This window comes from Cupriavidus campinensis, assembly GCF_905397395.1.
Lineage (GTDB): Bacteria > Pseudomonadota > Gammaproteobacteria > Burkholderiales > Burkholderiaceae > Cupriavidus > Cupriavidus campinensis.
Genome location: NZ_CAJPVH010000069.1, coordinates 1 through 23,511, shown reverse-complemented (window position 1 = coordinate 23,511; position 23,511 = coordinate 1). Strand labels below are relative to the sequence as shown.

Below are 23,511 nucleotides of genomic sequence, written 5' to 3'. Positions count from 1 at the left end.
AGTTTGTGCTGAGTTCCTCGCCGGCCGGCACCCGGCTGGTGGCCACGCTGCCGACGCGTCTTTCCGCCCAGCCGCCCCGCCCCCCCCCCCCCCCCCCCCCCCCGCGCTGCTGGCCGCCCTCGCGCGCCAGGTGGCGCACGCGCAGGCCCACGCGCCTTACTTCGCCGAGGTGCTGTGCGACGTGGACCCGCGCGACCTCACCTCCCGCGCCGCGCTGGCCGCGCTGCCGGTGACGCGCAAGTCCGAGCTGACCGCCCGCCAGCGCACCGCGCCGCCGCTGGGCGGACTCAACGCCACCCCGATCGGCGGGCTGCGGCACGTGTTCCAGTCCCCGGGGCCGATCCATGAGCCGGATGGCCATGCCGATGACTGGTGGCGCATCGCGCGTGCCATGTTCGCGGCCGGCTTTCGCGCCGGGGAACTGGTCTACAACACCTTTTCGTACCACTTCACGCCAGCCGGCATGATGATGGAATCGGGCGCGCACCGGCTGGGCTGCTGCGTGTTCCCGGCTGGCGTCGGCCAGACCGAATCGCAGGTGCAGGCCATGGCGGCGCTGCAACCGTCCGCCTACGCCGGCACGCCATCGTTCCTGAAACTGCTGATCGAGCGGGGGGGCGAGCTGGGCCTGCCGTGCGCAAGCCTGTCGAAGGCGCTGGTCACCGGCGAAGCCTGCCCGCCGCCACTGCGTGCATGGTTGCAGGACCATGGCGTGACCGTGAGCCAGATGTACGGCACCGCCGACGTGGGGCTGATCGCCTACGAAACCGGGGGTGGCGACGGCTGGGTGGTCGATGAAGGCGTGCTGGTGGAGATCGTCGAGCCGGGCGGCACGCAGCCGATGCCCGAGGGCGAGACCGGCGAGGTCGTGGTGACGGTGCTCGGCAACGGCGACTATCCGCTGATCCGTTTCGGCACGGGCGACCTGTCGGCCATCGTCAGTGATTCCTCGCACCGCGCCAGCCCGTGCGGGCGCACCAATATCCGGCTTAAGGGCTGGCTGGGGCGCGCGGACCAGACTACCAAGGTCAAGGGGATGTTCGTCCATCCGGGGCAGGTGGCGGACGTGGTGCGCCGCCATCCCGAGATCCGCGCCGCGCGGCTGGTGGTGACCGGCATGGTCGGCGCGGACACCATGACGCTGCACTGCGACGCCACGCGCGAGGATGCCGCCCTGGCGCAAGCCATCGCCGATTCGATCCGCGACGTCATGCGCCTGCGCGGCGAGGTGCGATTTGTGGCGGCTGGGTCGCTGCCGCAGGATGGCAAGGTGATCGAGGACGCGCGCCGTTACGACTGAGGCGGCTTACTGGGAAGAGCGCGGCGGCTGGGGCGACTCCCCGCCCGCCTCGCCATAGCCACCGCGGGGCCGGGTAGGCAGCCGCACCATCCAGATGGTCACGGCGGCACCTACCGCCAGCAGCGTCAGCGAGGACACCGGCCGCCCGCGCAGCAGCCAGGCGGTGGTCCCCATCGAGATCCACATCATCGAGAGCGCCAGGCACTTGGCGCGCAGCGGAATGCTGCGATGCGTCTGCCAGTCCCGCACCAGCGGGCCGAAGCGCGGGTGCGAGACCAGCCAGTCGTGGAACCGCTCCGAGCCGCGCGCGAAGCAGGCAGCGGCCAGCAGGACAAACGGGGTGGTTGGCAGCAGCGGCAGGAAAATGCCGATGAAGCCGAGCACCAGCGACACCACGCCGCAGGTGACCCAGAATGCCCGGATCACGCGCTCACGGTGCGTGAGCGCGTCGCTGACGTTGCCTGGGGAGCGGGGCCGGCGGGTGTCGCCGGCGGGGCGTTCGGAGTCGGTCGGTTGCAAAGGAAGACCAAAAGGGACGATAGGGGGCGAAAAAACGCCCCTATCGTACCAGTCCGAGCCGGGCGCGCGCGGCGTCGTACTCGGTCTTCATGCGCGCGATGATCTCGCCGGCCGTGGCAATGTCCTCGATCTGGCCCACGCCCTGGCCGGCGCCCCAGATGTCCTTCCACGCCTTGGTCTTGGAGCTGCCGCTCGAGAAATCCATCTTGGTCTTGTCCGCCACGGGCAGGTTGTCCGGATCGAGCCCCGAATTGCTGATGCTCTCGCGGATGTAGTTGCCGTGCACGCCCGTGAACAGGTTCGTGTAGACGATGTCGGAGGCCGCCGCGCTGGTGATCGAATGCTTGTACTCGGCGCTGGCGTGGGCTTCCTGCGAGGCGATAAAGCGCGTGCCCACGTAGGCGAAGTCGGCGCCCATGGCCTGCGCGGCCAGCACGGCGTCGCCGGTGGCGATGGAGCCGGACAGCGCGATGGGGCCGTCGAAGATCTTGCGCACCTCGCCCACCAGCGCGAACGGCGACAGCATGCCGGCATGGCCGCCGGCGCCGGCCGCCACGAGGATCAGGCCGTCCACGCCCGCCTCGATGGCTTTCTCGGCGTGGCGCAGGCTGATCACGTCATGCAGCACGATGCCGCCATAGCTGTGCACGGCATCGATCATTTCCTTGACCGGCGCGCGCAGCGACGTGATGAAGATGGGCACCTTGTGGTCCACGCAGACCTTCACGTCGTGCTCCAGCCGCGCGTTGGAGGCATGGACGATCTGGTTCACGGCGATCGGGCCCACCCGCTTGCCCGGGTTCGCCGCCTGGAACGCGGCCAGGTCCTCCTGCATCTGCGTGAGCCACTCGTCGAGCAGCTCCGCCGGGCGCGCGTTCAGCGCGGGGAAGGAGCCGACGATGCCGGCCTTGCACTGCGCCAGCACCAGTTCCGGATAGCTGACGATGAACATCGGCGAGGCGATGACGGGCAGGGCCAGGTTCTGCAGGATGGGCGGCAAGGTCTTGGCGGCGGGCATGAGATCTCCTCTGATCGGGTCGCGAATTGAACGATCGTTCGATTATAGGGACTTTCAGTCCGGATGCGATCCCCGGCGCCGCCGCCGGCCTAGAGGCACGCTTCGATTCCGATCAGGCATCCATCGGGCGTCCATCGGACAAAAAAATGCCCCGCCGGGTAGGCGGGGCAATTACCACGAAGACTGATAAGAAGAGGCAGTGAGACACCTGCCAATGCCCCACCGCGAGACGAAGCATAGACGGTGAATATGACCGTCAGAAGTCAAAACCGAGGGTTTATACCGGGGTGTCCCGGCGTCCCTCAGACCTTCCTTACACCTTCTCCAGCAGCAGGCCCTTCAGGTATTCCCCTTCCGGGAACGCCGCCGACATTGGATGGTCGGTGCCCGCCGAAAGCCGGCGCAGGATGCGCGCGTCGCTGCGGGCATCGGTGACGGCGCCGGCCACGATCTTCTGGAACAGTTCCATGCTGATGGCGCCCGAGCACGAGTACGTGAACAGCAGGCCGCCCGGCCGCAGCAACTGCATGCCGACCAGGTTGATTTCCTTGTAGGCACGCGCCGCGCGGTCGATGTGCTGCGCCGACGGGGCGAACTTGGGCGGGTCCAGCACGATCAGGTCGAACTGGCGGCCCTCGGCGCGGAATTCGCGCAGCGTCTTGAACACGTCGGCGTCGAGCCAGGTGGCCCGTTCGGCGTCGAAGCCGTTCAGCGTGACGTTGTTCGCGGCGATCTTGAGCGCATCGCCCGACGAATCGATCGACGTGACCGCCGTGGCGCCGCCCCGCAGCGCGGCCAGCGAGAAGCCGCCCGTGTAGCAGAAGCAGTTCAGCACCTCGCGGCCTGCGGCCAGGTCGCCCACCAGCTTGCGGTTGTCGCGCTGGTCGACGTAGAAGCCGGTCTTGTGGCCGTGGCGCACGTCCACGTAGTAGCGCACGCCGTGCTCGGTCACTGACAGTTCGGGGTCTGGCTCGGCCCCGGCCAGCACGCCGGTCACCAGCGGCAGGCCCTCGCGCTGGCGCACGGCGGCGTCGGAGCGTTCGTAGACGTTCGGGCAGCCGGTCTCCTTGACCAGCGCCTGCACCAGCGCGTCCTTCCACTGCTCCACGCCGGCCGAATTGAACTGGCAGACCAGTTGGCCCTTGTCGCCGTTGCCGTAATAGTCGACCACCAGCCCGGGCAGGCGGTCCGCCTCGCCGAAGATCAGCCGTACCGCGTCGGTATCGCGCACCCACTGGCGCCGATGGGCCAGCGCGGCGGCCACGCGGCGCTTGAACAGCGCGTGATCGACCGGCTCGTTCTCGTCGAAGGTCCACACCCGTGCGCGGATCTGCGACTCGGGGCTGTAGGCGCCGCGCGCCAGGAAACGGCCGTCCGCGGCGCGGATGACCACCGTGGCGCCGGCCTCCAGCCGGCCCTCGGTGGAGGCGATGCCGGTGGCGTACACCCAGGGGTGGCGGCGGAGCAGGGACTTTTCCTTGCCCGGTTTGAGCGTGATGACGTTCATGCGCTTACAGCACCACCTTCACCATCGGATGCGACGTCAGCGCGCGGTACAAATCGTCCAGCTGCTCGCGGCTGGTCACCCAGACCGTCACGGTCAGGCCCAGGTAGTTGCCGTTGCGCGACGGACGCATCTCCATCTTGCCGGCATGGAAGTTCGGGTCGAAGTCCTGCACCAGGGTCACGATCGCCTCGGCAAAGCCGTCCTGCATCGCGCCCATGACCTTGATGGGGAAGTCGCTCGGATACTCGATCAGCGAGGCCTGCGGCGGAATGCCGCCGGGCTGCTGACCATCGTTCGATTCGGTCGTCATGTTCGTGCTTTCGCGTGTGTGCGGATTACTTGCGCTTGAACCAGAGGCGGATGGTGTCCCACAGGCGGCCGAAGAAGCCGGCCTCGGGCACGTCCTCGAGTGCCACCACCGGGAACTCGCCCACCTTGGTGGTGCCGTCCATCAGCTTGACCGTGCCGACCTGCTGGCCGGCCGTGATCGGGGCCAGCAGCAGTTCCTGGCGCTCCAGCACCGGCTTCAGGCGGCTGCCCGTGCCCTTGGGCACCGTGACGAAGGTCTCGTTGGACACGCCGATCTTGACCGTGCCGGCGGCGCCCTTGTAGATCTCGGGCGTGGCCAGGACCTGGCCCTTGTCGTACAGGCGCAGGGTGTCGAAGAACTGGAAGCCGTAGTTCAGGATCTTCAGGCTTTCCTGCGTGCGCACCTGCTCGCTGGTGGTGCCGATCACGATCGACACCAGGCGGCGGTTGCCGTTCGGCACGTTGGTCAGCGGGCGCTGCGCCGACGAGATCAGGCAGTAGCCGGCCGACTTGGTGTGGCCCGTCTTCACGCCGTCCACGGTGGGGTCGATGTACAGCAGGCGGTTGCGGTTCGGCTGCTTGATCTTGTTATAGGTGAACTCCTTTTGCGAGTACATGCCGTAGTACTCGGGGAAGTCCTTGATCAGGCGCGTGGTCAGCGTGGCCAGGTCCACCGCCGTGGTGTAGTGCTCCGGGTCGGGAATGCCGTCCGTGTTCGTGAAGTGCGTGCCCTTGAGGCCCATGCGCTGGGCCTCGCGGTTCATCATCGCCACGAAGCCTTCCTCGGAACCGCCCACGGCCTCGGCCAGCGCCAGCGCGGCGTCGTTGCCGGACTGGACGATCAGGCCCATCAGCAGGTCCTGCACGCTGACCGGCTTGTTCGGCTCGATGAACATGCGCGATTCGTCGCTTTTCACCTTCAGCACGACGTTGGTCGGCACCACGGTCTGGTCCAGCGTCAGGCGCTTTTCCTTGATCGCCTGGAAGGCCAGGTAGGCCGTCATGATCTTGGTCAGCGAGGCCGGCTCGATGCGCAGGTCCGCGTTCTGCGAGGCCAGCGCCTGGCCGCTCGTCACGTCGTACAGCATCCAGGACTTGGCGGCGACCTGCGGGGTCGGCACGCCCTGCGCCAGCACGGCGGCAGGAGCGGCGAGCGCGACAGTAACGGCAATAGCGACGGGGGCAAGGGCGGACGCGAAGCGCGGCGTGGCTCTGTTCATAGGTGCGAATTCCAACGGATGAGGGTTGCGCGGACGGGACGGATCACCGGTCCCACGCGTTGACGACAAGCTGCTTGATCAGGTGCAGCTTGCGATGAAAAAAATGGTCGGCGCCGGGAATGACGATGACCGGGAGCTCCTGCGGGCGGACCCAGTCCAGCACGCTGGCCAGCGGCACGGTCTCGTCCTGCTCGCCATGGATGACGATGGTGTCGGCCGGCACCGGCGCCACGTCCCAGCGGCTGGTGGCGGTTCCCACCAGCACCAGGCGCTGCGCCGGCGTGCCGGCTTCGGCCAGCCGCCGCGCCACGTGCGTCTGCACGAAGCTGCCGAACGAGAACCCGCCCAGCGCCAGCGGCAGCGTGGCGACGTCCGGTGACCACGCGGTCTGGGTGCGCATCCAGTCCACCACGGCCAGCAGGTCGTCCTGCTCGCCAATGCCCTTGTCATGCTCGCCCGCCGAGTTGCCCACGCCGCGGAAGTTCGGCCGCACCGTGGCGTAGCCGAGGGCGACGAAGGTGCGCGCCAGCGTCTGTGCCACCTTGTTGTCCTTGGTGCCGGAGAACAGCGGGTGCGGGTGGGCCACCAGCGCCAGGCCGCGCACGGGCACGCCCTGCGGCAGGTCGATTGAGATATCGATGGCGCCGACGGGGCCGGGAATCGTGGTGACCTGGGTATGCGCGTTCATGGTGGCAGGGGCAGGGGTGCGGAGCGGGACGAAGACAGCAGACGAAGACAGCGGGCAACAAAAAAACCGGGCGGACCCGGCGGGCACGGCGAGGCGGATCAGCGGTCGAGCATCAGGCGTTCGACCGGCTTGCCGTTCACCAGATGGCTGTCGATGATCTCGTCGATGTCCTGCTCGTCGACGAAGGTGTACCAGACGGCCTCGGGGTAGACCACCAGCACCGGCCCGAGTTCACACCGGTTCAGGCAGCCCGCCTTGTTGATCCGGACGCGGCCCTCGCCACCGGCAATGCCAAGCTGCTTGCAACGCTTCTTCGCGTATTCCTGCATGGCCTGGGCGTTGTGGTCGGCGCAGCAGGCTTTGCCGTCGTCGCGCGTGTTCAGGCAAAAGAAGACGTGGTGTTGGTAGTAGCTGCTCATGCTCGGGCGCGCTCGCGCGGGGCGCGATGCGTCGATGGCGTTGGGGAAGCACGGAATTATACGTTGTCAGACTCCGCGTTCCGCCATGCGGGGCTGCCCGGATATCCGGAATCTGGCGGGCGATGGGGCGGTGCCGGGCCGCACCATTCGGCTAAATGTGATGTGATATGCGCTTATAAAGCGCTCCTTTCGCCGCATCGCCTTCCGGAAACCCGGAGCGGGCCAGTCCGGATTTCTGGAAAGCCAGACGGAGCTATCGTCCGAAAAATCAAAAATCCTTCCAAATCAACGATTTGAAGGTGACTGCCTCGGTGGCATGCCTGTTGCAAATAGTTACCTTCAGACGCGCCGCAATCCGCCAGGCGTGCAAAGCGGGCGCCCCGAGCGCCCGGCACCGGTCAAAAAACACCGAGGAAGACATCATGAGGAAACCCTTCTACAAGATCCTGTACGTGCAGGTGCTGTTCGCGATTGCCGTGGGCATCCTGCTGGGCCATGTCTGGCCCGACACAGGCGTGGAGATGAAGCCGCTGGGCGACGCCTTCATCAAGCTGATCAAGATGATCATCGGCCCGATCATCTTCTGTACCGTGGTGTCCGGCATCGCCGGCATGCGCGACATGAAGAAGGTGGGCCGGGTGGGCGGCAAGGCGCTGCTGTATTTCGAGATCGTCTCGACCTTCGCGCTGCTGATCGGCCTGGTGGCCTCGCACGTGCTCAAGCCGGGCGTGGGCTTCAACATCGATCCGGCCACGCTGGATACCAAGTCGATCTCGCAATACGTGTCCAAGGCCCACGGCCAGAGCACGACCGAGTTCTTCATGCACATCATCCCGGACACGGTCTTCAGCGCGTTCGCCAATGGCGACATCCTGCAGATCCTGCTGGTCTCGCTGTTCTTCGGCTCGGCCCTGGCCGTGCTGGGCGACCGCGCCAAGATCGTGCATGACATGGTGGACCAGGTCTCGAAGGTGTTCTTCCACATCGTCCACGTGATCACCAAGGTGGCCCCGATCGGCGCCTTCGGCGCCATGGCGTTCACCATCGGCAAGTACGGCCTGGGCTCGCTGGTGCCGCTGCTGAAGCTGATCGGCACGTTCTACTTCACGGCCATCGTGTTCGTGCTGGTGGTGCTGGGCACCGTGGCCAAGTTCACGGGCTTCTCGATCATCCGCTTCGTCGCCTATATCAAGGAAGAACTGCTGATCGTGCTGGGCACCAGCTCCTCCGAGGCCGCGCTGCCGCACCTGATGGAGAAGATGGAGCGCCTGGGCTGCTCGAAGTCGGTGGTGGGGCTGGTGGTGCCCACGGGCTACTCGTTCAACCTGGACGGCACCAATATCTATATGACGATGGCGGTGATCTTCATCGCCCAGGCTACCGGCATCGAACTGACGCTGCTCCAGCAGCTGACGATCCTGGCTGTGGCCATGGTGACGTCCAAGGGGGCCAGCGGCGTGACCGGCTCGGGCTTCATCACGCTGGCGGCCACGCTGGCCGTGGTGCCGACCATCCCGGTGGCCGGCATGGTACTGATCCTTGGCATCGACCGCTTCATGAGCGAATGCCGCGCGCTGACCAACATCATCGGCAACGGCGTGGCCACCGTGGTGGTCTCGGCCTGGGAAAAGGAACTGGACCGTGCCCGCCTGAACCGCGTGCTGCGTGGCGACGATGACTCCGTCGGACTGGCCGACGCGGCCCGCTGACATTTCCCGGCAACGGGTATCATCGGCGCGAGACCCTTCGTGCGCGCCGATGCCTCATTCCGACGATTTTTTAGCCGTACATGACCCCGCGGCGCCGGGTTCCGTGCATGCGCCCGGGCCCGGCCCGCGCTGGTATGGCTTTGCCGGCGCCCTGCTGGCCGGCCTGCTGCTGCTCTGCGGGCTGACCTGGCTGCTGTCGGTGCAGCGCGGGCTGGCCGCGCTGCAGCAATCCACGGCCATGCGCGCCGAGCGCTACGCCGCCACGCTCGAGTCCACGCTCGACCGCTACGAATTCCTCCCCGCGCTGGTTTCCCTGCACCCCTCGGTGCGCGGGCTGCTGGCCGCTCCCCAGGACCCGGCACGGATTGCCGCGGTCAATGACTATCTTGTCGATGTGAACCGGCGCGCGCGCGCCTCCGCCACCTATGTCATTGCCGCCAACGGCATGGCGCTGGCCGCCAGCAACCATGGCGAGCCGGGCAGCTTCGTCGGCACCGACTACCGTTTCCGGCCGTACTTCCAGCGCGCGGCGCGGGGCGAGGTGGGCCGTTTCTACGCCATCGGCATCACCAGCGACGAACCGGGCTACTACATCGCCCAGCCGATCGAGTCGGGCGGCAAGGTCATCGGCGTGACCGTGGTCAAGCTGAACCTGGAGTGGTTCCAGCGCGCCGGCGCGGGCCGGGCGGAGCCGCTGATGGTGGCCGATGACCACGGCGTGATCTTCCTCTCGTCCGTGCCGGCCTGGCAGTACCGCACGCTGCGCCCGCTGCCGCCCGAACTCCAGGCGGAGTTGCACAACACCCGCCAGTACCACGACCAGGCGGTCACGCCGCTGCCGCTGCTGGCGCTGGATTCGCCGGTCACGCGCTGGCTCGGCGACACCGTGCTGGGCGAGAACACCCGGCTGGTGCGCGTGGGCGCCGATGGCGAGCCCGGCAGCCCGGGCGGCGGCATCGGGCTCACGGCAGACCGGGGCGACCGCTACCTGGAGATCAGCCGCCCGGTCGGTCCGGCCGGCTGGACCATGCAGGTCATGGCGCCGCTGGACCCCGTGCTGGCCAGCGCGCGCGGCGCCACCGTGGGGGCGGCGCTGGCCTATGCCTGCATCGGCCTGCTGCTGGTGAACCTGCGCCAGCGCCGCCAGCGCGCGCGCGACATGCAATACAGCCGCCGCATGCTCGAAGCCGCCTATGACGAACTCGAGCGCCGCGTGGAGGCCCGCACGGCCGACCTGATGGCGATCAACGAACAACTCGAGGCCGAGGTGGCCGAGCGCACCCGCACCGAGGGCGAGCTGCGCGCCACGCAGGACGAACTCGTGCAGGCCAGCAAGCTCGCCGCGCTGGGGCAGATGGCCGCCGGCATCACGCACGAGCTGAACCAGCCGCTGGCCGCACTGCGCACGTTCTCGGACAACACGCGCGTGCTGCTGGAACGCGGCCAGCTGGACGCCGCCACGGGCAATCTCAGCGCCATCGCCGACCTCACCGCCCGCATGGGCAAGATCACCGGCCAGCTCAAGCTGTTCGCCGGCAAGGCGCGGCCCCGGCGCCACGCGGTGCGCGTGCGCGCCGCCATCGACCATGTGCTGCAACTGATGGCGCCGCGCCTGGCCGGCGTGGCGTTGACGGTGCGCGGGCTGGATAGCGAGGAGGTGGAAGGCGCCGAAATCGCGGTCTGGGCGGACGAACTGAAGCTGGAGCAGGTGCTGCTGAACCTGGTCGGCAACGCGCTGGACGCGATTGCCGGGGAGGGGCGGGAGGCACGCCAGGCCGGCCACATCGACATCACCGTGCACGTCGCCCCCGAGGCGGTGAGCGTGTCCGTGCGCGACAATGGCCCCGGGATTCCGCCCGATGTGCTGCCGCGCCTGTTCGAGCCGTTCTTCACCACCAAGGAGATCGGCCAGGGGCTCGGGCTGGGGCTGGCGATTTCCACGTCGATCGTGCGCGAGTTCGGCGGCCAGCTGACGGCGCAGAACGCGGAAGGCGGCGGCGCCGAATTCGTGGTGACTTTGCGGCGGGCGCACCAGCCCGCCACTACGGCCTGACAAGGCAAGCAGGAATAAGGGATGGCGATACAAGACGGATTGCGCGTGCTGTTTGTGGAGGATGAGCCGCTGGTGCGGCAGGCCACGGCGCAGAGCCTGGAACTGGCCGGGTTCGCGGTGCTGGCGCTGCCCTCGGCGGAGGCGGCCATGCCGCACCTGTCCGCCGACTTCCCCGGCGTGCTGGTCACCGATGTGCGGCTGGGCGGCGCGAGCGGGCTCGATCTGCTCCACCACTGCCGCAACGCCGCGCCCGGCGTGCCGGTGATCCTGGTCACCGGCCACGGCGATATCACGATGGCCGTGCAGGCCATGCGCGAAGGCGCCTATGACTTCATCGAGAAGCCGTTCGGGGCGGACCGCCTGACCGACACGGTGCGCCGCGCCCTGGAGCGCCGCGCGCTGGAGCTGGAGAACGTGGCCCTGCGGCGCGAGCTGGCGGGCCCGGCGGCGGGCACGCGCATCATCGGCCGCTCGGCGGCGATGGCGCGCGTGCGCGACCTGATCGCCAACGTGGCGCCCACCGATGTGCCGGTGATGATCAACGGCGAAACCGGCACCGGCAAGGAACTGGTGGCGCGCAGCCTTCACGCGCTGTCCACCCGGCGCGACGCGCCCTTCATCGCCCTGAACTGCGGCGCGGTGCCCGAGGCGATCTTCGAGAGCGAGATGTTCGGCCACGAGGCCGGCGCCTTCACCGGCGCGGGCAAGCGCCGCGTGGGCAAGCTGGAGCACGCGTCGGGCGGCACGCTGTTCCTCGACGAGATCGAGAGCATGCCGCTGGCGCTCCAGGTGAAGCTGCTCCGGGTGTTGCAGGAAGGTACGCTGGAGCGGCTGGGGTCGAATACCTCGGTGCCGATCGACGTGCGCATCGTGGCGGCGGCCAAGGGCGACATGGAGGGGCTGGTGGCGCAGGGCGCCTTCCGCCAGGATCTGCTCTACCGGCTCAACGTGGTGACGATTCCGCTGCCGCCGCTGCGCGACCGCCGCGAGGACATCGTGCCGCTGTTCGAGCACTTCATGCTGGTGGCGGCCGTGCGCTACCAGCGCCCCGCGCCGATCCTCTCGGAGATGCAGCGCCAGTCACTGATGCAGCGCCCGTGGCCCGGCAATGTGCGCGAGCTGCGCAACGCGGCGGACCGGCTGGTGCTGGGCGTGCCCGAGGGCGTGAGCGGCAAGCCGGACGTCGCGGACGACTCCACCCCGCTGCGCGAGCGCATGGAGCACTACGAGCGCGCCGTCATCGCCGATACGCTGGCGCGCACCGGCGGCGCGGTGAGCCAGGCGGCGGATCTGCTGCAGGTCGGCAAGGCCACGTTGTACGACAAGATCAAGCGCTACGGACTGTAACGGGCTTGGTACACTCGGGGCCCTTCGCCTCGTGCGCCCCTGTGATTGCTGATCCGCCCCATGTCCGAAGTCACCCGCTCCGCCTTGCCTGCCGCCGACATCGACGGCCATCAACTTACCGCGCCTGCTGTTGTCGATGTGGCGCGTGGCCGCCGCGCCGCGCGGGTGCCGGGCGCCGTGCTCGACAAGGTGGGCGAAGCCCGCGCGCGCTTCGAGCAGGTGGCCTCGGCCAATGTGCCGATCTACGGCGTCTCCACCGGCTTCGGCGAGCTGGTTCATAACTGGGTCGATATCGAACACGGCCGCGCGCTCCAGGAGAATCTGCTGCGCAGCCACTGCGCCGGCGTCGGCCCGCTGTTCTCGCGCGACGAAGTGCGGGCGATGATGGTGGCGCGCGCCAACGCGCTCTCGCGCGGCTACTCGGCCGTGCGCCCGCTGGTCATCGAACAGTTGTTGAAGTATCTGGACGCCGGCATCACGCCGGCCGTGCCGCAGGTGGGCTCGCTGGGTGCCAGCGGCGACCTCGCGCCGCTCTCCCACGTGGCCATCACGCTGATCGGCGAAGGCAAGGTCCTGACCGCCGATGGCGGCACCGCGCCCACCGCCGGGGTGCTGCGCGAGCACGGCATCGCCCCCATCGCGCTGGCCTACAAGGAAGGGCTGGCGCTGATCAACGGCACCTCGGCCATGACGGGCGTGTCCTGCCTGCTGCTGGAGACGCTGCGCGCCCAGATCACGCAGGCCGAGATCATCGCCGCGCTGGCGCTGGAGGGGCTGTCCGCCTCCGCCGATGCCTTCATGGCCCACGGCCACGACATCGCCAAGCCGCACCCGGGCCAGATCCGCTCCGCCGCCAACCTGCGCGCGCTGCTGGCCGATTCCGACCGCCTGGCCGGTCATGGCGAGCTGTCCGCCGAGATGAAGACGCGCGCCGGCGACGAGAAGAACACCGGCACCGGCGTCTTTATCCAGAAGGCCTACACGCTGCGCTGCATCCCGCAGGTGCTGGGCGCCGTGCGTGACACGCTGGACCATTGCGCCACGGTGGTCGAGCGCGAACTCAATTCGTCGAACGACAACCCGCTGTTCTTCGATGATGGCGCGCTGTTCCACGGCGGCAACTTCCACGGCCAGCAGGTGGCGTTTGCGATGGACTTCCTCGCCATCGCCGCGACGCAGCTTGGCGTGGTGTCCGAGCGCCGCCTGAACCGGCTGCTGAGCCCGCACCTGAACAACCGCCTGCCGGCCTTCTTGGCGGCCGCCAACGAGGGGCTGTCGTGCGGGTTTGCCGGCGCGCAGTACCCGGCCACGGCGCTGATCGCCGAGAACCGGACGATCTGCAGCCCGGCCAGCATCCAGAGCGTGCCGTCCAACGGCGACAACCAGGACGTGGTGAGCATGGGGCTGATTGCGGCCCGCAACGCGCGCCGCATCCTCGACAACAACCAGTACATCCTGGCCATCGAACTGCTGGCTGCCTGCCAGGCCGCCGAACTGGCCGGCGCGGTGGAGCAGCTGGCGCCGGCGGGCCGCGCCGTGTTCCAGTTCGTGCGCGCACGCGTGCCGTTCCTGGCGATGGATCGCTACATGACCGATGACATCGAGGCCGTGGCCGCGCTGCTGCGCGACGGCGCCTTGCTGGATGTGGTGCGGCAGGCCGGCGTCGAACTCCTCTGATTGGATTTTCAGCCGGCTTCCCGGCCTACTTCCACATATCGCGCATGCGGCTGGCCAGGTCCACCTGGGGCAGGGGAGCCTTGGCCGGCGCGTCGCCGGGCATCGGCGGGGGCGGCCAGGACCGGCTGTAGAAGTTCGGCATCACCCGGTTCGGCAGGAAGCGCGTGCGCGACGCGTACACGTGGCGGTCGCCAAATCCCACCTGCTGATGGACGTAGAAGCGCTGCGGCACCACGATGTCGAGGTGGTCCTTGGCGCGCGTCATCGCCACATAGAGCAGCCGGCGTTCTTCCTCGATCTCTTCCGTGGTGCCCGTGGCGAGGTCGGACGGCATGCAGCCATCCACCGCATTGAGCACGTAGACCGCCTTCCACTCCTGGCCCTTGGCCGAATGGATCGTAGACAGGATCAGGTAGTCCTCGTCGCGCGAGGGCACGCCGGATTCATCGCTGGACGCGCTCGGCGGATCGAGCGTCAGTTCGGTCAGGAAGCGCTCGCGCGAGGCATAGGTGGCCGCGATCCGCTCGATCTGCTGGAGATCGGCCTGCCGCGCGGCGGCATCGTCGTGAATGCGCTCCAGATGCGGCAGGTACCACGCCACCACCTGCTCGAACTCCGATGGCCACGGCGAGGCAGGCGCCATCAGCCCGCGCGCCAGGGCGATCAGCTCGGCCCAGGCCGGCGCGGCGGCGGGCGGGGGCTCGAAGGCTTCCAGCGCCAGAAGCGGCTCGGTGGCCGCTTCCAGCCCCCCCAGCACGCGCGCGGCGGTTTTCGGGCCCACGCCGGGCAGCAGTTGCAGGGTGCGGAAGCCGGCCATGCGGTCGCGCGGATTCTCCAGCCATCGCACCACGGCCATCACGTCCTTGACGTGGGTCGATTCCAGGAATTTCAGGCCGCCGAACTTCACGAACGGGATGTTGCGGCGGGCCAGTTCGATCTCGACCTGGGCGCTGTGGTCGGCCGCGCGGAACAGCACGGCCTGCGCCATCAGCGTCAGCCCGGCCTCGCGCCGCGCCAGCACCTGCTCCACCACGAAGCGCGCCTGATCGGCTTCATCGTTGACCACCACCACGCCCGGCTTCTCGGCCGACTCGCGCAGCGACCACAAATCCTTGGTGAATCGCTCGGCAGCCAGCCCGATCACCGCGTTGGCGGCGGCCAGGATCGGCTGGGTGGAACGATAGTTCTGCGCCAGCGTCACCTGATGGGCGGGCGGCGAGAAGTGCTGCGGAAAATCGAGGATGTTGCGGACCGTGGCGCCCCGGAACGCGTAGATCGACTGGGCGTCATCGCCCACCACGGTCAGGCCGCGCCCGTCCGGCTTCAGCGCGAGCAGGATCGATGCCTGCAAGGCATTGGTGTCCTGGTATTCGTCCACCAGCACGTGGTCGAAGCGCGCGCCCATGTCCTGCGCCAGCGACGGCTCGGTCAGCGCCTGCGCCCAGTAGAGCAGCAGGTCGTCGTAGTCGAGCACCTGCTGCTTCTGCTTGGCGGCCACGTAGCCGGCGAACAGGGCCTTGAGCGCGTCCGCCCACATCGCATAGCGTGGAAATTGTGTTTTTAGGATCACTTCCAGCGGGAGCTGGGTGTTGACCACGCGCGAATAGATGGCGAGGCAGGTTTCCTTGCGCGGGAAGCGCGAGGTCTGCTCGGAGAGGCCGAGGTCGTGCCGCACCACGTGCATCAGGTCGGCCGAATCGCCCCGGTCGCTGATGGTGAAGGTGGGCGCCAGCCCCAGCGTTTCGGCGTACTCGCGCAGCAGCCGTGCGCCAATGGCGTGGAAGGTGCCCGACCATTGCAGCGCCGCCCGGCCCGCGCCGGTGCTGGTGCCCAGCGCCTGATCGACGATGCGCTCCACGCGGCGGCCCATCTCGGCGGCGGCGCGGCGCGAGAATGTGAGCAGCAGGATGCGGCGCGGATCGGCCCCACCCAGCACGAGGTGCGCCACGCGGTGCGCCAGCGTGTTGGTCTTGCCCGAACCGGCGCCGGCAATGATCAGCAGCGGCGCATCCCCGGCGTGCGACGCCGCCGCGCGCTGCTCCGGGTTCAGGCGGGACAGGTAGGCAGGGACGTCAGCAGGGACGTCGGGGGCGTCGGCTTCGAGAACAGGATCCGGGGACACGGGCAGGGGCAGGGGCGGCTGAGAAAATTCTGGCGCTCACTGTATATCCATACAGCCTGGGGAGGCAAGCGGGTCGTGAGGGCCCCACAACACAAGAGTGCGGTGCTGGGCGCAATTCGCCGGCGCCCTGGGGAATCAGCCCTTGATCGCCTTGCGTTGCCGCTTGAATGCCTTCAGATCCGCTACGGAAAATAACTGGCTACGGCCGACCGTTGCATGCGAAGTCAGCTTCCCATCGCGCACGAAGCGGCGGAAGGTGGCCATCGAGATCTCAAGATATTCCGCCGCTTCGGCTGCCGTGAAGTCGTCCTCTGCCAGGTGGCCGAAGACCTCCTCGTGGCTCAGATTCTCGTCGCGGAACGCACGTTGACCGACCATGGCGAAAAACTTCAGCCGCTCCTGCGCAGGCATCTCGCCAAGATGCCTCATCAGTTCTTCTGCGGTTGCAATATTCACGATTTCCTCTCTGCTTTCAGATACATCTTCAACTCGGCGTAGAAATTCTCGTGCGAGCCCACTTGGTAAAAATCAATCAGCAACAGTTCAATGTCGATGCCGGCAGCTTTCTGCGCTTCAGTGGGCGGCCGGTAGGCCATCAAGTATTCCTGGCGGTTGAACTTGAACTTATGGACCCAGATCCCCGCCAGATCCGCCACTTTCGCTTGGCCGACTTCCGGGTTGTTGCAAACGACTTCCACTTCATCCTCGAATGGTCAGTTGAAGTGGCTTATGCGCCTTTTTTACAAACTGGCTGAAAGGCTTCTTGTAGTTCGGCGTCATGACCCTTTATTTGATCAGAATTGATTCTATAACGAATCAACCGTGGTTGGTGACCGCCCGCGACGGCGAGGGCATCAGCTTGACCAAACTGGAGTGAATCCGACTTGAGCGGGCGCAGCCGATCGCAAAAAAAGAAAGGCACCCACATGGGGTGCCTTCTGTCAGTCAGCGATGTCCGCCGACGGCGGACGTTTGGGCGCTTCAGGCCGCGCTGGCCAGCGCACCGTCGAGCAGCTTGTGGAGCGATTCCCATTCGGGCTCGCCGACGTAGCGCTTGAGAATCTTCCCGTTCTTGTCGACCACGAAGGTCGTCGGGGTGAGTTGCACGTCACCGAAGGCCTTGGCGGCGGTGCCGTCGGAGTCCATCGCCACCTTGAACGGCAGTTCGCGGGTCTTGGCGAAGTTGGCCACGTACATCGGCGGGTCGTAGTGCATCGCCACGGCCACGAAGTCCAGGCCCTTGTCCTTGAACTGCTGGTAGGTCTTGATCATGTCGGGCATTTCCTTGACGCACGTGGTGCAGCTGGTGGCCCAGAAATTGATCAGGTAGACCTTGCCCTTGAGGTCGGCGGTGCTGACCTTCTCGCCCGAGAGCAGTGTGAAGGTGGCGGCGGGAACGGTGCCGGACGGCGCCAGCGCGCGGTAGCCGAAGACGCCAAGCAAGGCGAGGATGACCACGGCGACGGCGATCGGCACGATCGGGCGGCGCTTCGGTGCGGTGGAGACGGTGGAATCAGACATGGGAGGCAGTCCCGTGAGATGGATCGGCGGAAAATCGTCGAGAAATCGACCAAACGCGTCGCTATTCTACTTCCGGGCGATCTTGGCGCGCGCGGTGTCCAGCGCCTGCTCCAGGTAGGCGCCGTAGAAATCGCCCTGCAAGCCCAGCAGCGCGTTGGCCACCGGCTGGCCGTTGGCGTCGAGGAACAGCACGGTCGGCGCCACGGATACATTGTGGGCGCGCGCCCACTTCTTGGCGGTGGTCATGGTGCCGTCGATGTCGCGGATCGGCGTGTCGGCGGTCATGTCCACTTCCCGTGCGGCGATCTCGCCGGCGGCCACCTGCGGCGCCAGGTAGTTGCGGCGCACGGTCTCGCAGTAGCTGCAACCGGGCAGGCTGACCAGCACCACCAGCGGCTCGCCGGCCTTGGTGGCGGCGGCGGTCTGGGCGGCCACGTCGGTCACGGCGGGCAGGTGGCCCGCCGCGTGGGCGGCGCCGCTGGCCAGCAGCAGGGCCGCGAGCCAGGGCAGGGCACGAAGGGTGGACAGGCGTGGACGCATGGCGGGGGGCAAGACTCGGGTGCGAAACTCGCAGAAAATCGATGCGGCGACGAGCGGTCGCGCGCGGCTTCCCGGATAATACCGGCTTGCGCCAGCGGGCGTGCGAGTGGCCGAAGGCGCACCCGCCACCGCGGTTGCCTAATAAGAATGCTCTCCATGCTCCGCCAACCCCGCCGACCGCTCCGTTCGCTTCCCCACGCCATCCTGCCGTCGCTGGTCCTCGTGCTGCTGGCGGCGCTGGCCGGCTGCTCGCCGCGCTATGACTGGCGCACCATCCTGTCTGACGAAGGCCAGTACGCCGCGCTCTACCCCGGCAAGCCGACCAGCGCCGCGCGCGACGTGGCGATTGCCGGGCGCAAGCTGCCGATGACCATGGAGGCGTCCCGCATCGACGACACGCTGTTCGCCGTGGGCGTGGTCACGCTGCCCGCCGACGACGCGGCGCTGCGCCGCGAGGCGCTGGCGTCGATGCAGGCCGGCCTCGTGGCCAACCTCGGCGCCCATCCCGAGGCCCCGGCGCGCACGCGCGCGATCACGGTGACATCGGCGGCCAAGCCGCCCGTGGCGCTGGAGGGCGTGGAATTGACGGTGACCGGCGTCTCGCCGCAGGACAAATCGCCGCGCCGGCTCACCGCGCGGCTGGTGGCGTCCGGCACGCGCGCGTACCAGGCCGTGGTGCTGGAGGCGGGCGACGCCGCCCGCGATGCGCGGCAGGCCGAGCAGGTAGAGCAGTTCCTGACCGGATTCCATCCGTTCTAACAGATTTTTGTGATGTAACTGACGTTCCAGGGAGAACAAGATGCGTTGGGAAGTGTGGCTGGCGTATTTCGCCGCGTGCTGGGTGATCGCGATTTCGCCGGGGTCGGGCGCCGTGCTGTCGATGAGCCACGGGCTCTCGTACGGGCTGAAGAAGACCACGACGACGATCATGGGCCTGCAACTGGGCCTGGTGATCATCCTGCTGATCGCCGGCGGCGGGCTGGGCGCGCTGCTGCTGGCCTCCGAGGAGGCCTTCGTGGTGGTCAAGACCATCGGCGCGGCCTACCTGATCTACCTAGGCATCCAGCAATGGCGGGCGAAGGTCGAGTCGCAGGGGGATGGGGAGGGCGATGCCGAAGGCGCCCCGGGCCGCGTGCGGGTGGCCGTGATGAGCCGCCGCCGCCGGTTTGCCACCGGCCTGCTGACCAATGTGACGAACCCCAAGGGCATCATCTTCATGGTGGCCGTGCTGCCGCAGTTCATCGATCCAACCCATCCGCTCGGGCCGCAGCTCGCCATCCTGGCCGCGACGATGTGCGGCGTGGATCTGGTCGTCATGCACGGCTACGCGCTGCTGGCGTCGCGCATGCAGGGGCTGTTCCGCAACGCCCGCGCCGTGCGCTGGCAGAACCGCTTCTTCGGCGGCGTTCTGGTGGCCGTGGGCACGGCGCTGTTCTTCGTGCGCCGGCATCCGGCTTGAAGTTTCTGCCTGAACCCTCGGGTGGAGATTGCCAAGATCCGGCTGGCGCCTGCCGGCCGGGTTTGCTTCAATGGGGAGAGACCGTTGCCGGAGACTCCCCATGCCTGCTGTACTGCGCTCTGCCCTGACCGCCCCGACTGTCCTGACCGCCGCGCACCGGGAGCCGCCTCCCGAGCCCCCGCCGCCCGGCCACCCGCCTGACCTCCCGCCGATCGAGGAGCCGCCGCCCCCGCCGGTGGAACCCCCGGTCTAACCCGCCCGCAACGCGCGCCGGTACTGGATGGCCTCCGCCACATGCGCGGCGGTCAGTACGGCCGCATCCTCCAGATCCGCAATCGTCCGGGCCACCTTCAGCACCCGGAAGTACGCCCGCGCCGACCAGCCCAGCTTCTGCATCGCCCCGCGCAGCAACGCCTGCGCGTCGGCCGCCAGCGGGCAGTGATCGTCGATGGCACGCCCGGACAACTCCCCATTCGGCATGCCCTGCCGGCCCAGTTGCCGCGCCCGCGCCGCCACGGCTCGCGCGCGTACCGCCGCGCTGGCCTCGCCGGGCGGCCCATCGAAAATCTCCTGCTGGCTTTGCGCTGGCACCTCGATCTGCAGGTCCACGCGGTCCAGCAGGGGCCCGGACACCTTCGACTGATAGCGCTGGATCTGGTCCGGCGTGCAGCGGCACGGCCGCGACGGGTGGCCGAGGTAGCCGCACGGGCACGGGTTCATCGCCGCCACGAACTGGAAGCGCGCGGGGAAGTCCGACTGGCCTGCCGCGCGGGAGATGGTGATGTGTCCGGTCTCCAGCGGCTCGCGCAGGACCTCGAGCACGCGGCGCTCGAACTCTGGCAATTCGTCGAGAAACAGCACGCCGTGATGGGCCAGCGAGATCTCTCCAGGGCGCGGATTGCCGCCGCCGCCGACCAGCGCCGGCGCGCTGGCCGTGTGGTGCGGGCTGCGGAACGGGCGCCGGCCCCATTGCGCCGGCTGGAAGCCCCCTGGCGTCAGGCTCAGCACGGCGGCGGCCTCGAGCGCCTCGGCAGCCGTCATCGGCGGTAGCAACCCGGCGAATCGTTGCGCGAGCATCGACTTGCCGGTGCCGGGCGGCCCCACCAGCAGGGCGGAATGCTGGCCCGCCGCCGCGATCTCCATCGCACGCCGCGCCTGTAGCTGGCCGCGCACGTCGCACATGTCCGGGCCGACGTTGGCGCTATCCGGCCAGGTAGCCAGTCCCGGCGGCTCGGCGCGCGGCAGGCGCCGGTCGGGCAGGGGGCCGAGGTGGTCGCAGACATCGCGCAGCGTGGCGCCGGCGTGGACGGTCAGGCCATCGACCAGCGCGGCCTCCGGGCCGTTGCCGTCGGCGACGATAAAGGCGCGCGCCGGCTGGCCCTGGGCGGTGCGGCGGGCGTTGTCGCGGGCCAGCCCCATCGCCATGACCAGCGCGCCGCGCACCGGGCGCAGGTCGCCGGCCAGCGACAGCTCGCCGGCAAACTCGAAGGCATCGAGCCCATCCCCTGGCAACTGGCCACTCGCCACGAGGATGCCAAGCGCGATGGCCAGGTCGAAGCGGCCGGACTCCTTGGGCAGGTCCGCCGGGGCGAGGTTGACGGTGATGCGCCGGGCCGGGAACTCGTAGGCGCTGTTGAGCAGGGCGGCACGCACGCGCTCGCGGCTCTCGCGCACCTCGGTGTCGGCCAGCCCGACGATATTGAACGCGGGCAGGCCGTTGGCGATGTGGATCTCCACGGCCACCGGCGGGGCCTCCACCCCGGTCAGCGCCCGGCTGCGCAGCACGGCGAGACTCATGGTGCGGGCCGCTCCAGATTTGCGAAAGTGTTAACGAAAAAGGCCGCCGGAGTCCGGCGGCCTTCCTGGCCTTCAGGTGTGGCGCGGGGTCGGCGCCTGGGCGTCATACCCCTGCCGTCGGCGCGCCGCCCTGGGGCGCTGCCCCCGGCGTGGCGCGGCGCTCAAGCTCGGCCACGCGGGCTTCCAGTTCCTCGAGCCGGGCGCGCGTGCGGGCCAGCACCTGCGACTGCACGTCGAATTCCTCGCGCGTGACCAGGTCCAGGCGCGCAAAGCCCTGCGTCATCATGCTGCGCACGTTTTTCTCGATGTCCTTGGCCGGCGAGTTGCGCAGCGCTTCACTGACCTTCTGCTGCAGGTCGTTGAACAGATCGGTCGGTTTCATGGTGGAACTCCTCGTGGTGACCAATGCAATGGATTCGGGGTCCGCTGCGCTGCTATCCGCACTCCCGCACCGGAATGGTGCCGGCCGGCCCGGCGGGCGCCGGGATCGACGCATGCCGGTGCACCTGACTGGGGCGCGGTGCGCCATGGCACCCGTCTTGTGTCCGTCATGCGTCCGCCGGCGCCTTCGCGCCCGGGGGATCGCGCCAAGCGCGCAGCACTTGACCCTGCATGGGCGGATTATGACCCCTCGGCGCCCGCCATGAAAGCGCCGGCAAGGCTCGGACACATCTTTTAACGGATTTGGCGAGTGGGAAATGCCGCGTTCGATCGTCGGCAAAGTGGTGCGTCGGGCGCCCACGGGCGATTCGCAGGCCCTCTTGGCGGACGCATCGCCGGCGGGGAATCGGGCTGGCACGGCTGTTGCAGTAATCGGCTCAGGAGCGTCAATGCCCGAGGCAGCGGAAAAAGCCGCCCGGGCACCAACAAAGGTAGCAAACACCTCAATCGAGCCCGCGAAGACCACAAGGAAAAGGAGAAACCCCGATGAAGACGTTCAGCCTCGCAGTCAGCGCCAGCGCCGCCGCACTTCTGCTGGCGGCAGCCCCGGTCATGGCGCAGACCGCCCCGGCCGAGCCGGCCCCGGCCGCAGCCCCCGCCGAGGAAGCATCGCCGCATACCTTCACGGCGAACGTCTCGCTGGTCAGCGACTACCGCTATCGCGGTATCAGCCAGACCAATCGCCGCCCGGCCATTCAGGGTGGGTTCGACTACGCGCATTCGAGCGGCTTCTACGTCGGCAACTGGAACTCAAGCATCAGCTGGCTCGAGGACGCCGACTCGTCGGTCTCGGCGCCGGTGGAAATGGACTTCTACGGTGGCTTCAAGAACACCTTCAGCGCCGGCGGCGCCGAGTTCAACTATGACGTGGGCGTGCTCGAGTACTACTACCCGGGCGGCTACACCACCACGCGTCCCTACACGACCGAGCTGTATGCCGGCATCGGCTGGGGCCCGGTGTTCCTGAAGTACTCGCACTCGCTGACCAACCTGTTCGGGTTCGACGATTCGAAGAACAGCTACTACATCGACCTGACGGCCAACGTGCCGCTGAACTTCTGGGACCTGACCTTCAACGCCCATGTGGGCTACCAGGGCGTAAAGAACTTCAGCGATGCGTCGTACACCGACTGGAAGGTCGGCCTGACCAAGGACCTGGGCAAGGGCTTCTCGCTGGCGATTGCGTACGTGGACACCAATGCCGACAAGGCCGTCTACACCAATACGCGCGGCCGCTACCTGGGCAAGTCGACGTTCTGGGCGTCGCTCACCAAGACTTTCTAATTTGTGCATCGAGGTGGGCGGCCTGCCAGACCGGGTCGCCCCGAGGAGAAATGGGATGAAACTCATCATTGCAGTCATCAAGCCGTTCAAGCTGGACGAGGTGCGCGAGGCGCTCTCGGACGTCGGCGTGTCCGGTATCACCGTGACCGAAGTCAAGGGGTTTGGCCGCCAGAAGGGCCATACCGAGCTGTACCGGGGCGCCGAGTACATCGTGGACTTCCTGCCCAAGGTCAAGATCGAGGTGGCGGTGCCGGACGACGTGGTGGAACGCGCCATCGAGGCCATCGAGAAGTCGGCCCGCACCGGCAAGATTGGCGACGGCAAGATCTTTATCGCGCCGATCGAACAAGTCATTCGCATCCGCACCGGCGAGACCGGCGGCGACGCGCTCTGACACGAGACAAAAGACACGAGACAAGAGGTTAAGCTCATGACAACCTGGTTCAAGCGAATCCTGACCGCCGGCGCGATGTCGCTGGCGCTCGGCACGGCCGGCCTCGGCCTGTCCACCCATGCCGTGGCGCAGGACAAGCCCGCCGCCGAGGCTTCGGCCCCGGCAGCGGCCACCGCCGCCGCCCCCG

General features: G+C 68.1%; 24 protein-coding genes. 10 read left to right on the top strand and 14 right to left on the bottom strand.

The features are described 5' to 3' along the window. Positions 1–106 precede the first annotated feature (106 nt). Entirely contained in the window at positions 107–1,300 is a 1,194-nt protein-coding gene (locus KHO18_RS25000; protein ID WP_211944081.1) for a phenylacetate--CoA ligase family protein, read from the top strand. Positions 1,301–1,306: 6 nt separating this feature from the next. On the opposite strand, the gene KHO18_RS24995 is transcribed toward KHO18_RS25000, so the two are convergent. The 7 genes from KHO18_RS24995 to KHO18_RS24965 form a co-directional block, all read right to left on the bottom strand. Next, complete coding sequence (locus KHO18_RS24995; RefSeq protein ID WP_377731806.1) at positions 1,307–1,819, bottom strand: YbaN family protein; 513 nt, start codon at positions 1,817–1,819, stop codon at positions 1,307–1,309. A 40-nt stretch (positions 1,820–1,859) separates the two neighbouring features. After that, on the bottom strand, positions 1,860–2,837 hold the full coding sequence (locus KHO18_RS24990) for an NAD(P)H-dependent flavin oxidoreductase (protein ID WP_144199030.1): 978 nt from the start codon (positions 2,835–2,837) through the stop codon (positions 1,860–1,862). Between the two features lie 313 nt (positions 2,838–3,150). Further along, positions 3,151–4,344 carry a class I SAM-dependent rRNA methyltransferase gene (locus tag KHO18_RS24985; protein ID WP_144199028.1) on the bottom strand — a complete coding sequence of 398 codons (1,194 nt, stop codon included), beginning with the start codon at positions 4,342–4,344 and terminating at the stop codon, positions 3,151–3,153. A 4-nt stretch (positions 4,345–4,348) separates the two neighbouring features. Next, positions 4,349–4,654 (bottom strand): YbeD family protein, encoded by a 306-nt coding sequence (locus KHO18_RS24980; protein ID WP_211944080.1) that lies wholly within the window; start codon positions 4,652–4,654, stop codon positions 4,349–4,351. Between the two features lie 25 nt (positions 4,655–4,679). Next, the gene (locus KHO18_RS24975) at positions 4,680–5,873 is read right to left on the bottom strand and encodes a D-alanyl-D-alanine carboxypeptidase family protein (protein ID WP_144199024.1); all 1,194 of its coding nucleotides are present in this window, start codon (positions 5,871–5,873) and stop codon (positions 4,680–4,682) included. A 43-nt stretch (positions 5,874–5,916) separates the two neighbouring features. Further along, positions 5,917–6,561, bottom strand: a complete 645-nt coding sequence (locus tag KHO18_RS24970) for an alpha/beta hydrolase (RefSeq protein ID WP_144199022.1) — start codon at positions 6,559–6,561, stop codon at positions 5,917–5,919. Between the two features lie 98 nt (positions 6,562–6,659). Continuing rightward, positions 6,660–6,980 carry a (2Fe-2S) ferredoxin domain-containing protein gene (locus KHO18_RS24965; RefSeq protein ID WP_149136829.1) on the bottom strand — a complete coding sequence of 107 codons (321 nt, stop codon included), beginning with the start codon at positions 6,978–6,980 and terminating at the stop codon, positions 6,660–6,662. A gap of 422 nt (positions 6,981–7,402) precedes the next feature. On the opposite strand from KHO18_RS24965, the gene KHO18_RS24960 reads away from it, so the two are divergent. Genes KHO18_RS24960 through cmdF form a run of 4 tightly spaced genes read left to right on the top strand, consistent with a single transcriptional unit; the run spans position 7,403 to position 13,766 of the window. Beyond that, positions 7,403–8,689 (top strand): dicarboxylate/amino acid:cation symporter, encoded by a 1,287-nt coding sequence (locus KHO18_RS24960; RefSeq protein ID WP_144199018.1) that lies wholly within the window; start codon positions 7,403–7,405, stop codon positions 8,687–8,689. 49 nt (positions 8,690–8,738) lie between these two features. Then, positions 8,739–10,742 carry a sensor histidine kinase gene (locus KHO18_RS24955; protein WP_144199016.1) on the top strand — a complete coding sequence of 668 codons (2,004 nt, stop codon included), beginning with the start codon at positions 8,739–8,741 and terminating at the stop codon, positions 10,740–10,742. 27 nt (positions 10,743–10,769) lie between these two features. After that, positions 10,770–12,089: a sigma-54-dependent transcriptional regulator gene (locus KHO18_RS24950; RefSeq protein ID WP_186296883.1), complete on the top strand. Its 1,320-nt coding sequence runs from the start codon at positions 10,770–10,772 to the stop codon at positions 12,087–12,089. A 60-nt stretch (positions 12,090–12,149) separates the two neighbouring features. Next, positions 12,150–13,766 carry a tyrosine 2,3-aminomutase gene (gene cmdF / locus KHO18_RS24945; RefSeq protein ID WP_211944079.1) on the top strand — a complete coding sequence of 539 codons (1,617 nt, stop codon included), beginning with the start codon at positions 12,150–12,152 and terminating at the stop codon, positions 13,764–13,766. Positions 13,767–13,791: 25 nt separating this feature from the next. Here the strand turns inward: cmdF and KHO18_RS24940 are convergent, their stop codons facing one another. The 5 genes from KHO18_RS24940 to KHO18_RS24920 form a co-directional block, all read right to left on the bottom strand. Continuing rightward, positions 13,792–15,888 carry an ATP-dependent helicase gene (locus KHO18_RS24940; RefSeq protein WP_211944078.1) on the bottom strand — a complete coding sequence of 699 codons (2,097 nt, stop codon included), beginning with the start codon at positions 15,886–15,888 and terminating at the stop codon, positions 13,792–13,794. A 135-nt stretch (positions 15,889–16,023) separates the two neighbouring features. Then, the gene (locus KHO18_RS24935) at positions 16,024–16,344 is read right to left on the bottom strand and encodes a helix-turn-helix domain-containing protein (RefSeq protein WP_092291574.1); all 321 of its coding nucleotides are present in this window, start codon (positions 16,342–16,344) and stop codon (positions 16,024–16,026) included. Further along, the gene (locus KHO18_RS24930; RefSeq protein WP_244845075.1) at positions 16,341–16,586 is read right to left on the bottom strand and encodes a type II toxin-antitoxin system RelE/ParE family toxin; all 246 of its coding nucleotides are present in this window, start codon (positions 16,584–16,586) and stop codon (positions 16,341–16,343) included. Before KHO18_RS24930 ends, KHO18_RS24935 begins: the two co-directional genes overlap by 4 nt. Positions 16,587–16,869: 283 nt before the next feature. After that, on the bottom strand, positions 16,870–17,409 hold the full coding sequence (locus KHO18_RS24925; RefSeq protein ID WP_144199008.1) for a TlpA disulfide reductase family protein: 540 nt from the start codon (positions 17,407–17,409) through the stop codon (positions 16,870–16,872). Positions 17,410–17,475: 66 nt separating this feature from the next. Continuing rightward, on the bottom strand, positions 17,476–17,949 hold the full coding sequence (locus KHO18_RS24920; protein ID WP_144199006.1) for a thioredoxin fold domain-containing protein: 474 nt from the start codon (positions 17,947–17,949) through the stop codon (positions 17,476–17,478). 156 nt (positions 17,950–18,105) lie between these two features. Here KHO18_RS24920 and KHO18_RS24915 point away from each other — a divergent pair, with 156 nt between their 5' ends. The 3 genes from KHO18_RS24915 to KHO18_RS24905 all read left to right on the top strand — a co-directional run bounded on the left by KHO18_RS24915 (position 18,106) and on the right by KHO18_RS24905 (position 19,661). After that, on the top strand, positions 18,106–18,708 hold the full coding sequence (locus KHO18_RS24915) for a hypothetical protein (RefSeq protein ID WP_149136824.1): 603 nt from the start codon (positions 18,106–18,108) through the stop codon (positions 18,706–18,708). A gap of 40 nt (positions 18,709–18,748) precedes the next feature. Continuing rightward, entirely contained in the window at positions 18,749–19,408 is a 660-nt protein-coding gene (locus KHO18_RS24910; RefSeq protein WP_144199002.1) for a LysE family transporter, read from the top strand. Positions 19,409–19,508: 100 nt separating this feature from the next. Beyond that, positions 19,509–19,661: a hypothetical protein gene (locus KHO18_RS24905; protein WP_186296876.1), complete on the top strand. Its 153-nt coding sequence runs from the start codon at positions 19,509–19,511 to the stop codon at positions 19,659–19,661. Here the strand turns inward: KHO18_RS24905 and KHO18_RS24900 are convergent. Both KHO18_RS24900 and KHO18_RS24895 read right to left on the bottom strand, forming a co-directional pair. Further along, positions 19,658–21,205: a YifB family Mg chelatase-like AAA ATPase gene (locus KHO18_RS24900; RefSeq protein WP_144198999.1), complete on the bottom strand. Its 1,548-nt coding sequence runs from the start codon at positions 21,203–21,205 to the stop codon at positions 19,658–19,660. The genes KHO18_RS24905 and KHO18_RS24900 overlap by 4 nt on opposite strands. A gap of 103 nt (positions 21,206–21,308) precedes the next feature. Next, positions 21,309–21,587 (bottom strand): accessory factor UbiK family protein, encoded by a 279-nt coding sequence (locus tag KHO18_RS24895; RefSeq protein ID WP_144198997.1) that lies wholly within the window; start codon positions 21,585–21,587, stop codon positions 21,309–21,311. A gap of 545 nt (positions 21,588–22,132) precedes the next feature. Between KHO18_RS24895 and KHO18_RS24890 the strand changes: the two genes are divergently transcribed. After that, on the top strand, positions 22,133–22,930 hold the full coding sequence (locus KHO18_RS24890; protein ID WP_144198995.1) for a TorF family putative porin: 798 nt from the start codon (positions 22,133–22,135) through the stop codon (positions 22,928–22,930). 55 nt (positions 22,931–22,985) lie between these two features. Continuing rightward, positions 22,986–23,324 (top strand): P-II family nitrogen regulator, encoded by a 339-nt coding sequence (locus tag KHO18_RS24885; protein ID WP_092291590.1) that lies wholly within the window; start codon positions 22,986–22,988, stop codon positions 23,322–23,324. Positions 23,325–23,511: the final 187 nt, after the last annotated feature.

What these genes read in the sequence shown, in the direction of transcription:
- KHO18_RS24990 (WP_144199030.1), bottom strand. Translation starts at nt 2,837, where the DNA reads ATGCCCGCCGCCAAGACCTTGCCGCCCATCCTGCAGAACCTGGCCCTG.
- KHO18_RS24985 (WP_144199028.1), bottom strand. Translation starts at nt 4,344, where the DNA reads ATGAACGTCATCACGCTCAAACCGGGCAAGGAAAAGTCCCTGCTCCGC.
- KHO18_RS24980 (WP_211944080.1), bottom strand. Translation starts at nt 4,654, where the DNA reads ATGACGACCGAATCGAACGATGGTCAGCAGCCCGGCGGCATTCCGCCG.
- KHO18_RS24975 (WP_144199024.1), bottom strand. Translation starts at nt 5,873, where the DNA reads ATGAACAGAGCCACGCCGCGCTTCGCGTCCGCCCTTGCCCCCGTCGCT.
- KHO18_RS24970 (WP_144199022.1), bottom strand. Translation starts at nt 6,561, where the DNA reads ATGAACGCGCATACCCAGGTCACCACGATTCCCGGCCCCGTCGGCGCC.
- KHO18_RS24965 (WP_149136829.1), bottom strand. Translation starts at nt 6,980, where the DNA reads ATGAGCAGCTACTACCAACACCACGTCTTCTTTTGCCTGAACACGCGC.
- KHO18_RS24960 (WP_144199018.1), top strand. Translation starts at nt 7,403, where the DNA reads ATGAGGAAACCCTTCTACAAGATCCTGTACGTGCAGGTGCTGTTCGCG.
- KHO18_RS24955 (WP_144199016.1), top strand. Translation starts at nt 8,739, where the DNA reads ATGCCTCATTCCGACGATTTTTTAGCCGTACATGACCCCGCGGCGCCG.
- cmdF (WP_211944079.1), top strand. Translation starts at nt 12,150, where the DNA reads ATGTCCGAAGTCACCCGCTCCGCCTTGCCTGCCGCCGACATCGACGGC.
- KHO18_RS24925 (WP_144199008.1), bottom strand. Translation starts at nt 17,409, where the DNA reads ATGTCTGATTCCACCGTCTCCACCGCACCGAAGCGCCGCCCGATCGTG.
- KHO18_RS24920 (WP_144199006.1), bottom strand. Translation starts at nt 17,949, where the DNA reads ATGCGTCCACGCCTGTCCACCCTTCGTGCCCTGCCCTGGCTCGCGGCC.
- KHO18_RS24915 (WP_149136824.1), top strand. Translation starts at nt 18,106, where the DNA reads ATGCTCCGCCAACCCCGCCGACCGCTCCGTTCGCTTCCCCACGCCATC.
- KHO18_RS24910 (WP_144199002.1), top strand. Translation starts at nt 18,749, where the DNA reads ATGCGTTGGGAAGTGTGGCTGGCGTATTTCGCCGCGTGCTGGGTGATC.
- KHO18_RS24905 (WP_186296876.1), top strand. Translation starts at nt 19,509, where the DNA reads ATGCCTGCTGTACTGCGCTCTGCCCTGACCGCCCCGACTGTCCTGACC.
- KHO18_RS24900 (WP_144198999.1), bottom strand. Translation starts at nt 21,205, where the DNA reads ATGAGTCTCGCCGTGCTGCGCAGCCGGGCGCTGACCGGGGTGGAGGCC.
- KHO18_RS24895 (WP_144198997.1), bottom strand. Translation starts at nt 21,587, where the DNA reads ATGAAACCGACCGATCTGTTCAACGACCTGCAGCAGAAGGTCAGTGAA.
- KHO18_RS24890 (WP_144198995.1), top strand. Translation starts at nt 22,133, where the DNA reads ATGAAGACGTTCAGCCTCGCAGTCAGCGCCAGCGCCGCCGCACTTCTG.
- KHO18_RS24885 (WP_092291590.1), top strand. Translation starts at nt 22,986, where the DNA reads ATGAAACTCATCATTGCAGTCATCAAGCCGTTCAAGCTGGACGAGGTG.